This window comes from Haloarcula sp. K1, assembly GCF_001647155.1.
GTDB lineage: Archaea > Halobacteriota > Halobacteria > Halobacteriales > Haloarculaceae > Haloarcula > Haloarcula hispanica.
Map to the genome: position 1 here is coordinate 1 of NZ_LRHL01000022.1, position 9,808 is coordinate 9,808.

At 51.8% G+C, this 9,808-nt stretch carries 4 protein-coding genes; 1 reads left to right on the forward strand and 3 read right to left on the reverse strand.

Features of this window, described 5'->3' with window-relative positions; all coding sequences use genetic code 11:
* Positions 1–359: 359 nt before the first annotated feature.
* The 3 genes from AV929_RS21375 to AV929_RS07550 are packed head-to-tail and all read right to left on the reverse strand — an operon-like array spanning position 360 to position 8,895.
* Positions 360–1,358, reverse strand: a complete 999-nt coding sequence (locus AV929_RS21375) for a hypothetical protein (RefSeq protein WP_080510064.1) — start codon at positions 1,356–1,358, stop codon at positions 360–362.
* A gap of 21 nt (positions 1,359–1,379) precedes the next feature.
* The gene (locus tag AV929_RS07545; protein ID WP_064287900.1) at positions 1,380–4,751 is read right to left on the reverse strand and encodes a helicase-related protein; all 3,372 of its coding nucleotides are present in this window, start codon (positions 4,749–4,751) and stop codon (positions 1,380–1,382) included.
* The gene (locus AV929_RS07550) at positions 4,744–8,895 is read right to left on the reverse strand and encodes an Eco57I restriction-modification methylase domain-containing protein (RefSeq protein ID WP_064287903.1); all 4,152 of its coding nucleotides are present in this window, start codon (positions 8,893–8,895) and stop codon (positions 4,744–4,746) included. Before AV929_RS07550 ends, AV929_RS07545 begins: the two co-directional genes overlap by 8 nt.
* A gap of 334 nt (positions 8,896–9,229) precedes the next feature.
* Between AV929_RS07550 and AV929_RS07555 the strand changes: the two genes are divergently transcribed.
* Positions 9,230–9,496, forward strand: a complete 267-nt coding sequence (locus AV929_RS07555; RefSeq protein WP_064287901.1) for a type II toxin-antitoxin system RelE/ParE family toxin — start codon at positions 9,230–9,232, stop codon at positions 9,494–9,496.
* Positions 9,497–9,808: the final 312 nt, after the last annotated feature.

Consider the following 9,808-nt stretch of genomic DNA (forward strand, 5'->3'; position numbering starts at 1 on the left):
AGCATATTAATGACTTCGTGGACAGATGCAGGTCGGCGGTCGTCCCCGATTGTGGCGATAATCACGACCACAGTATCCACTCGCCTTTCAGCTCTGACCTGATAATGACGGACGAGATCAAATCGAACTTCCTCTATTTCAAGCCAAGTAAACAGTATCCTCTTTCATATTCATTGGATGAAAGGTTGTCTGCAAGGTGGTCACCTGCGCTTCCCCCGATACGAGTGAGATAACTCATGTACTCCCGGCGGGTCCATACCGCTTCCTCGTCTCGTTAATCAGGTTGCTCAAGCCACTTGGGTCCAAAAATCCAGTTTGGTCAATCAGTGCTATATCGAGATTGATGGCATTCGGAGTCTCTATGGAGAAATCAGGACCGTAATTGAAGGCTCATCAAATTCAAGATCTTTTATGAATCCGTCTGGGTTGGTTATCATTTCATCTGGGTCATAGATGAAACAGACCAACTGGTCATAGTCTTCTTTTCGGTAGTGGTCCTTGTCAATGGCCAACTCTTCTCTTATTTCGTCTTTCCCATGGTTAGCTCGGGCATGTTTGACCTCAATCAAAATATCGTGAGCCTCAATCAAAAAATCAATACGAGGCTGTTTTCCAGCATAGCTTGGATTATATTCTTCCGCTCTAACATCATCAAACTCCAGCTTGAGATAAGAGTGTAGAAGGGATTGAACGGAGTACTCGTTCTCGATCTCGAACGAATCTGAGTTTCCATGTGTGTCACGTAACTGTTTTGCCGCGGAGTGGAACCTACTACAAATCCGCTCAACCTTCTCTAACGCGGTGTCGTGTACTTTGTCCATAGTTTCTTCTCGGGATTCACGAGCGTCGTTGAAACTTTCAGAGATTTCCTCAACCATCGCATGGAATACTTGCAAATTCTCTTCATCAGTGTATTCACCTTCTTCGAAGGCGGTCGCAATCGGGATTGATGCGGCACCTATCAAATCCCGTGAGTCATCGAAGCAATAGAAGCTGATTCCAGATTCCTCAACGTCAACACGAACCTCAGAGATGTCCGTGTTTTCCGTGTCCTTGCCTTCATATTCCCCATCAGCTGGTATGAATCCAGTACTGGCCTCAAGATCAAATTCAGAACCTATCCGGCGGTTGAGTATCTCATAAATATCTTCGAATGGGCTGGGGTCTTCAAAGTAGATGACAGCACTGTTATTCCAGGGGATACTGGTGCCTGTTTGTGTTCTTTTTCTCCTCTTTGACTCTATGATAAAGTACCCATATTCACCGTCTTCGTGGCCGACCTGGGTCTGTGCTACATCTTCGAAGTTGAACTCTCCGTTTGCGAACGACTTTCGTTGTAATATTTTATCAAATTTCATCGGTTGTCTCCGGTGATATTGTTATTCTACGTCGAACGTAACCTGGGACACCAGTCCCGGTCGGTCTTCTTGATCATCCTGATCTTCCTCAGGAGCCACGATCATCCAACAGACCAACTTCACCTCTTCTTCCTCTATCGGCGGTAGTGGGTCAGGAGCCTCGAACGGTTGTAACCCCAATTCCTCGACCTTGTCGACAAGCTCCCGTGACTTGTCGATAGGACCGAGAGACTCGTCTTCGTAAATTTCCCGAAGCTCACGCTCGTACTTCCGGCCCCAAGGAGCCTCCACCGCCTCGACGGTCTCTTGAAGCTCGTCCTGGGTCATATCATCCGGCCAGTGGTCACGAAGATGCTGGCCGACCTCACGGAACAGTCGGCGGATGTCTGGCTGAACATTCAACGGGTCCGTCTGTTCTTGCCATTGGCGATAGATGTCCTCCTGTGCCGTCTCCCACGCACCGTAGATTTGCTCTCGCATTCCATCTGGGAGAGCCCGACCAGTATCACGAGAGCATTCGATACGCTTCAGACAGGTGAGCGTGTCTTGAACGAGATCGTCTTCCCCATCCATCTCGTGTGGGACGAACCGCATGAAGACCTCGTCCCCGACCCGAGCACAGAAGAAATAGCCTGGGTCTTCACCACGGAATCCTGATCCAGCGGCCCACGGAAGCGACGTGATCTGATCCTCGCGCTCCTCCAGTCCCTCACGGAGTTCCTGACGATATTCCTCGCCGGAATACGCCGCCGCTTCAGCCCCGCCTTGTTCGTAGAAGTCCGATTCCTCCCGCTGGATCGAGTCGATTTCCTCGACCTTCTCCGCGAAGTTCTGATTGAGGGTTTCCATATCTGGTATAACGCCCCCACTCACACCAATTGAGCGGGCCGCTTGGGTGAGTTTCTCCCGAACTCGGTGTTCGAGCTCAAGAAGATCATCCAGTCGGTCCTCAGGGAAGAACGAGAATGGGTAGATTTCCGAGTGCGGGGAATTAACGCGGTCGATACGCCCGTTCCGCTGAACCACGCGCATCGGGTTCCACGGGAGGTCGTAGTTGATGACGTTTCGCGCCTCTTGGAGGTTGACCCCCTGACCCAGGACGTCCGTCGCAATCAGAATATCAAACTCGTCAGTGGCGTCCGGTGGGGCATCGCCTGAGTTCGGTGCGAACCCGTGGACGGCTTCCTCGCGTGTGACACCGTACTTCGAGCCGTCGCCGGACACAGCGGCGATGCGACCCTCATAACACGACAAGTCTTCGTCCTCGCTGACAATGGACTCCAAGTACTCGTAAATCCAATCGACGGTGTCCTCGTAGTAGGAGAACAACAGCACCTTACGGTTCTGGCGGAAGGCCGAATCGATGTCCTCGTCAGAGATTTGTCGAGCCTCAGCGTCCTCTCTTGCCGTCTCAACGATGTCCTCAAGCGTATCGCGGAGGGCATGAAGCTTCTCGTCATCGTCTCGGCTGACCGCCTGTGCCCCATCACGCCACCGCTCCAGCATCTCGATGTCGTGTTCCAGGTCAGCCCGAAGCTCGGCGGGATCAGCATCCGCCGCCGCCAGCGAAATATTCCCGTCGCTTGCCTCATCGAAGACTTCCTCCATCCCTTCGTCACTATCCGTTTCAACCCACTCATCAATCGCGTTTGTCTCAGGGAAATAGCCCTCCTCTATGAGTTGGAGTGCAATCTGGTATTGCGAGATCATCCCGTCGAGGGTGTTCTTGAAAGCGTAGCTCGACGACTCGAACCGCTTGAGGAGGCCCGTCCGCAACAGCCCGACCAGTGAGAGTTCCGAAGCGTCTTCCTCACCTTCAAGGTAGTACGATGGCCGGTATCGAGCCAGCGTGAGCTCGGCTTCATCACGGTCGCCAGCCGCCAGCCCTTCCGCGACATCGTGGAAATATTCGTCGCCGAACGTCTCTGTGAAAGTGTAATCGACACGCTGAGGCTTCGGGTCAGGGAAGTTAATCCGAACTTCTCCACCATCGCCGTCGGGCATCGTCGCGTTCTCATAGTGGTTCTTGATGAACCGCCGGGTTCGGCGTACGGTCGTCTGGTCGAGGACATCAAACAGCATATCGGGACTGAGGTCCGACGGGTCCTCCGCCTGGGCTTCCTTGAACTGGTCTCGAAGCGACCGGATACCTTCGTTAGCAAAGGCGGCGTCGTTCCGGATGAAGTAATTCAGGAGGTAGTACAGGTCCCACAGAGAGTTGTTGACCGGCGTGGCCGTGAGCATGACCACGTCCTTCGGCGGATCACCTCGGAGGAGCGTCCGGAGTGCGTGGGATTGCTGGGTTCCGGGATTACGGAACGCATGGGCTTCGTCGATGACGACCAACTGGTATTCGTCGACGGGAAGGCTAAGGTTGTTGGCGTCACCGCCGAGTTGGCTGTCGTTCCGGAGTTCAGCATAGGAGACCGTCTCGAATTGAACGCCCCATTCAGCCGGCTTCTGTGTCCACATCCCGTCCCGGAGATACGCTGGTGCGACGACGAGCGCACGCTGTCGGTTCTCCTGGACGTACTGTTCGAGGAGCTTACCACCGATGTACGTCTTCCCGAGCCCGACCTCGTCAGCAATGATAACGCCGTTGTGTTTGTCGAGGAACCGGTTAGCCCGCCGGACACTGTCTTGCTGGAAGTTGGTGAGGTTGATGGCACCTCCGTCCTCCTCTCGTTCTTCCTCCAGTTCGTCGCCGTATCGCTCGTAGAGTACCCGGAGGTAGATGAGGTGAGGATCGTAGGGCTCGAATCGTTCCTCATAGAGACTGGCGAGGTCGAACGGTTCGCTTTCTTCCCAGAGATCTTCGAACCAGTCGTTGACGCGCTCGGTTACGTGAGGATCGTAGGTACCGAGATTTAGCTCCAGATTCGAGTTTAGTCCCGCGCCGGTGAAGTTCGATGATCCAGCAATCGCCCCCTGACTGTCCGAGAACAGGTATGCCTTCCCGTGGACGAAGCTATCCTCGTGGCGGCGCACCTCAACGCGGTCGCTCCGGAGGAAATCCACGAGTTCCTGAAGTCCTTGGTCAACATCACGCGAGAAGCCAAGCAAGTCCCGGTCGCGTTCGAGATTCTGATCCAGCGTCTGGAGTGCCTCCTCGATGCGCTTGCGTTCGTACGCCTCCCCTCGTGGTTCCTCTGGTTGTCGCCAGCGTTCCTTGCCTTCTTGATCGGGCTGGGCACCGATGAGAAGCCGAACTTGGTCGACGTGTTCCAACCCCTCAGCGACCGAAAAGTATCCGCGCGGGTTGAAGTAGCCGGTGACAATGTCGAGGTCGGGGTCGTTTGCCAGCCGCTCATCCAGATCCGAGAGATAGGCGTTGATAGCGGTGGCAAGTGTGTTGCCGTCTCGGTTGTCGACGACCTGTGGCCGTTCAGTCATCGTTTCTGGTGCCAGCCGCTTGTTCCGCCTCGCGGTTGGCGTGGTCGAGGTCCAGTCGGTCCGCCCAGCTCGCGTAGTAGTCGAGAACACGCTCTAACCGTTCTTCGTAGTCCCATCCATCGTGGAAGGTCTCAAACATGACCTCGACGTGCTCGCGGGTTAGGCCATAGAGGTGTGCGGCCACCGCATCGACTTCATACATCATCTCTTGTCTCCTCTCCTCGGGAATAGAGCCACAGTCAACCCCAACAGCATCACTCCACTTTGAGTATCTTTGATTATTTGCGGCTAAGGCACCTGAGAGCTCGATAATTCTATTTCTTAACTGATGCTCTCCAGATACCCGCGGAACTGGCAATCCTCGTAAGAGATAAAAACTAACATGACTCTCTACGAAAGTCCGGGCACACCAATCGAATGGGATACTTCCCATAATTCCCATAAGATACGCTTGATCTTTCTCGTCCCCTTTCGGCCAAATTAGATATGGGGCTGTATCCAACATAGCGACATTTGGAGGGACCAGAGCGGGAATGACTGTCCTCGTGTTGGTTTTATTTGTTGAATCTCGGAACACTACCCGGGACGAATAGCATGGAAGGGTTGATTTGTCATATACCCAGTCTTCGGGCATATCAGAGAAGGGCGAACGGCTACCCGCGTACTCGTATGAAGTCTCTCTTTTTTCCTGTAAATAGTCATATATCAAGTCCGGATCACTCCAAACACTGACCTTTGATTCATCATATTTCCAGAAGTCGATACACTTTCCTCCGACAACTGGAATGAAATCATCCTCTGGCGGTGACTCTGACCTGTGTAGAAGGGTAGTCCCGTCGTCCAAAACTTCATCCTCATAAGGAGCTAATTTGAGCGGAGTGACTGGGACGGCTCTCCAATCCCCGTCTTTGTAATCAAATTTCTTGTTATTAGATACCATCCTATCGAATACATCAACAGCCTCTTTTGTTGGAGGTAGTGGGATAACTAAAGCCGAATTTAGACTTCGAATAGTCTCTAAGTCAAATTCGTGAGGTGGGTTTTTGATCCCATCCTCATATTCCTCAAGTGAATAAAACGGTCCCTGTAGCGGGACTACGTCAGTCGGCTCTCCAGTTTTTTCGTAACAAGCCAGTGCGATTGTTTTCTGGCCATGTACGGACTCAAACACCCAATTATTATTATTTACTAAGACAGTAAGGTCATCTATTCTATAGTTGTTGAATAAATCTTCTCTAAAGGCGGTAGTATTGTCTCCAGAAAATGCGGTTCTTGGAACTACAGCACCAACATGGCCATTATTTCCAACAAGTTGATTGAATCGGCTTAGGAAGGACACAAATAATTCTGGGGCGGAACCACCTCCAGAGCTACTCTCATACGGTCCAGATTTGATTATTTCGGCTGTCTTTTGTTTTCGTTCTTTTTCAGTTTTATATTTCTCCAAAAGTTCGGGACGATCATCAACTATGTCATCACGCAATTCTTTTTGTAGCTCATCGGATTTAGCCTGGAAATTTGGGATATATCTGGCCCAAAACTCCTTTTCTTCCAAAGTAGCTTCCTCCCACGGAGGATTCCCAATAATAGTGTCAAACCCATTATTTTCTCCAGTGAATAACTCTGGGAAAGCGATAGGGAAATGGAGTGGATCCGTAGAGTCCAAAACTTCCTGAGCTCTCTCATAACTGGGTAGATCAGTTACACTATCAACACTTGTATCCAAAATGCCCTCCGTATCAATATCATCATCCACCCTGGATGCGGCAAGTATATCGAAGCGTGCTTCTACCTGAGCAAGCTTTTCCTCAATATCGGCACGGGTTTCTCTGGCCTCTCGTACTTGTTCAGCGTCACTGTCCGCGCGACGACCGATCTGTTCAATCTCGTCACTGATCTCGTCCATCGTATCTTCAAGTTCAGGAAAAAGACCCCAGCCAATACGTGATGGATCAGCACCGAATTCCTCCGCAATTTCATCTAAGGTTCCAATCCCAGCGAGTGAGTCGCCTGTAACGAGGTTATAATCTAAGAATGTGAGGGGAAGACCAGGCACAAAAGTATGCACCCAAATAGACAGCCGAGCTAATTCAGTAGACAGTGGGTTCAAATCCGCACCATAAATACACCTTCGAGCAACCTGGCGGCGTAGGAGTTGTCCCCGCTCGATATTTGGAGCGTATTCCTCGTTATCAAAGGCGTTGAGTGCTGTATCTTCCAGATTGTCGAGCTCCTGTTGAACCGGTGTGAGCGGATTCTCAGTTAGATATTTATAAAGCTTCGATTCAATTCGGTCAACGGCACCAACCAGAAAGTGCCCTGACCCCATAGCAATGTCCGAGACACGGATGTCGAAAAATGCCCTGGCGGCGGCATTTTCTCCTTCTTCTTCTCTGAGGCGCTCAATGCGCTCGATGTGATCGTCAAGCGCGGGGTCAAGAGAGTTGTTTAGTAAATGTTCAACGAAGCGAGATTTAGTATAGTAGGCCCCAGTAGCTTTTCGTTCACCAGATTGTCCGTGGAGATAGACTTCACCCTCCTGAACAACAACATCTTGGCTATTGTCGCCGAGAGTTTGCTGACCCCCACTTTCGACCGGTTGATAGTGATCTTCCTCGTCAGTTGTAAGAGGTTGTTCCGCAACAGAAAGTTCTGATTCAAGAAGCCCCTCGTAGATCACACCAAACTCACGGACACCGATATTTCGAAAGTCTACGGGACCTTGGTACCCGTCCTCGTTCTCGTCAATGAGTAATCGGAAAAGAACGGGTCCGAACTCAGCGTTGTTCAACCGAATATCCGCGAGCCTTGCGCCCGCCTCAGAGACATCAGCGTCTTCAGAGAGAATCCTCCCTTCGTACGCTGGCAAGCCAAGTTCCTCGTGTCCATTGTGAATCGCCCGCGAAAGACGCATTACATCGTCCCAGTGATCGTAGAAAGAATCGTCAAACTCACGACCTTCTTGAACGAGATCGTGGAGATCGTGAGCTTTCTGTTTCAGTGAATGTTGATCGTAGCGACCGTTGCGCCGGCGTGGAAGGAACTCCTCATCTTCGGCATAGGCAATGAACAGGAGCCGATAGAGGAGAAACAAAGCCATTTCATAGGTCTGGTCGAGTTCCTCCTTCGTTGGATTGTCAATATCTCTTGCGTCCGCAATAGCTTCCGCAAGGTCAGGGATGACATCGTCATAGATACGGTCACGAAGGCGTCCTCCGAGGTCGGAGGCGTACTCCTTCGAGTCCTCCATAATCTGATGAAGAGCACCATCATCGCGGAGGGCATTCGCCGAGAACAACAGCCAGAGGTACGCCGCCTTCTCGTCGGCCAGGAGGTTCGTGTTCACCTCAACGTAGGTGTCGGTGCGGCCGCGAGAGCCGAAGCCAGCCTCCGGGTTCGTCGTGTACAGTCGAAGCGTGTCACCGCTACTTCCGATAACGTAGTCCAGGTTTCGCTTGTCGGCTTCGTTGAGGGCGTACGCTACTGGGGACTTGTTGACGAAGCGATCCTGTTTGTGGTCGAACGACTCGTCCTCCTGAAGGAACATAGCGACCGCCCGCTCGTGGCCGTCACTGGTGTCCTTAAGAACGTAGCTCTGGTCTGTAAGCCGGTCAATCTCGTAGTTCAGGCCTTCCACTAAGTCTCGCGGGTCGTCCGTGAGGGCTTGTTGAGCGCGTTCGGTAGCTTCTTCCCAATCATCGCGGTCCGGAACACCGACCCTGAGTTCGTGCGTTGACAGAAGGCCCTGATTCCGTAGACCGGCCAATTCCTCGTCAAGTTGTGGGAGCGTGTTTGTGAGAAAAGCCTGAGCAACGTGTCGATCTGGCTTTTTCAGGGCGGCATCACAGACGCGCTCGGCTTGGCCACGGTCGACATTATGGAACACGGGTGGGTCTTCGCCACTCGGCCCGCACAGGCCCACCTTGTCATCGTAGAGCGCGACCACGAGAATTGGGTTTACACGTCCGCCCCGGCGGTCGGTGTAGGTTCGCTGGAGGAAATCTTTGTTCGGGCGTTCTCCGTGATTAACGACTACAATCTCTAATGCACTGGATCCTTCGCCTTGATAGAACTCAAATTCGGCGTCCGTCCTATCGTAGGACCATGGACGTCCGCTACGAGACTGGAGAAAACCTGATGGCATTGTAACAACCGTTGAGTTAAAGTCTGATATAGTTTGGTGGTCAAACTCACCTACGACGATACAATTCACCATTAAATCGGACATAGGATTTCTCGAGTAGATGTCGCTATTGATATCTTTGGCTAAGATATCTGAATTGACCCAGCGACCTATCCATCAGGTTCAAGCTGTATATAAATCTATGTGTTTCCCTCCCACGGTAATTTGATATGTCTGGGCAATATTTGTCTGTGTACAAGACAGGCCATGCCTTGGGGGCCAACTGAAATTGGCCCACCATACAGGGTGAAACCTCCCTACACAGTCGCAACTGCGGCTGTGTGGACAATCACCCATGGCCTACGACATTTCCTTCCGAAGCGGATTCGAGACGGTGTTCGAGACGTTGAACAGCGAGGCCGTTTCCCAAATTCAGAAGAAGCTTCAACGTGTCGCTACTGCGGAGTTCCGGTCGCCCATGGATTGGGATTACCAGACGTGGAACGGTCAGTCTGACGGAAAGTATAACTGGGGCTCTTACCGTGTCTTCGTCGACATTGTCGAGGAAGAGAACGAGATCGTTGTCCACGAAGCTCGCCATCGCGAGAATCTCTATCGGTAACGTTGAGGGACAGGGCTGGATTAACCCATGAGGTTCGCAAAAGCTAGTGCTTTCTACGGTACCGTATAAACCGCACCCGTTCATATACTCAACCGCTGCCGCAGAAAGTATACTCAAAATTGGCATCTAACCTGCATTGTGATAGCATCACAAGACCCGCAACGATTTCAATGGGCCTCGGAGTTTGTCACAAACACACGATTGGCTAAAGATTCATGCCTGCACAGATATCAGCAGTGGAATCGTGACCGACCGGAGATGAAGAATGTCAGTGTCTCCGTAGAGATACGCCTACAAGTCCTGTGGCATCAC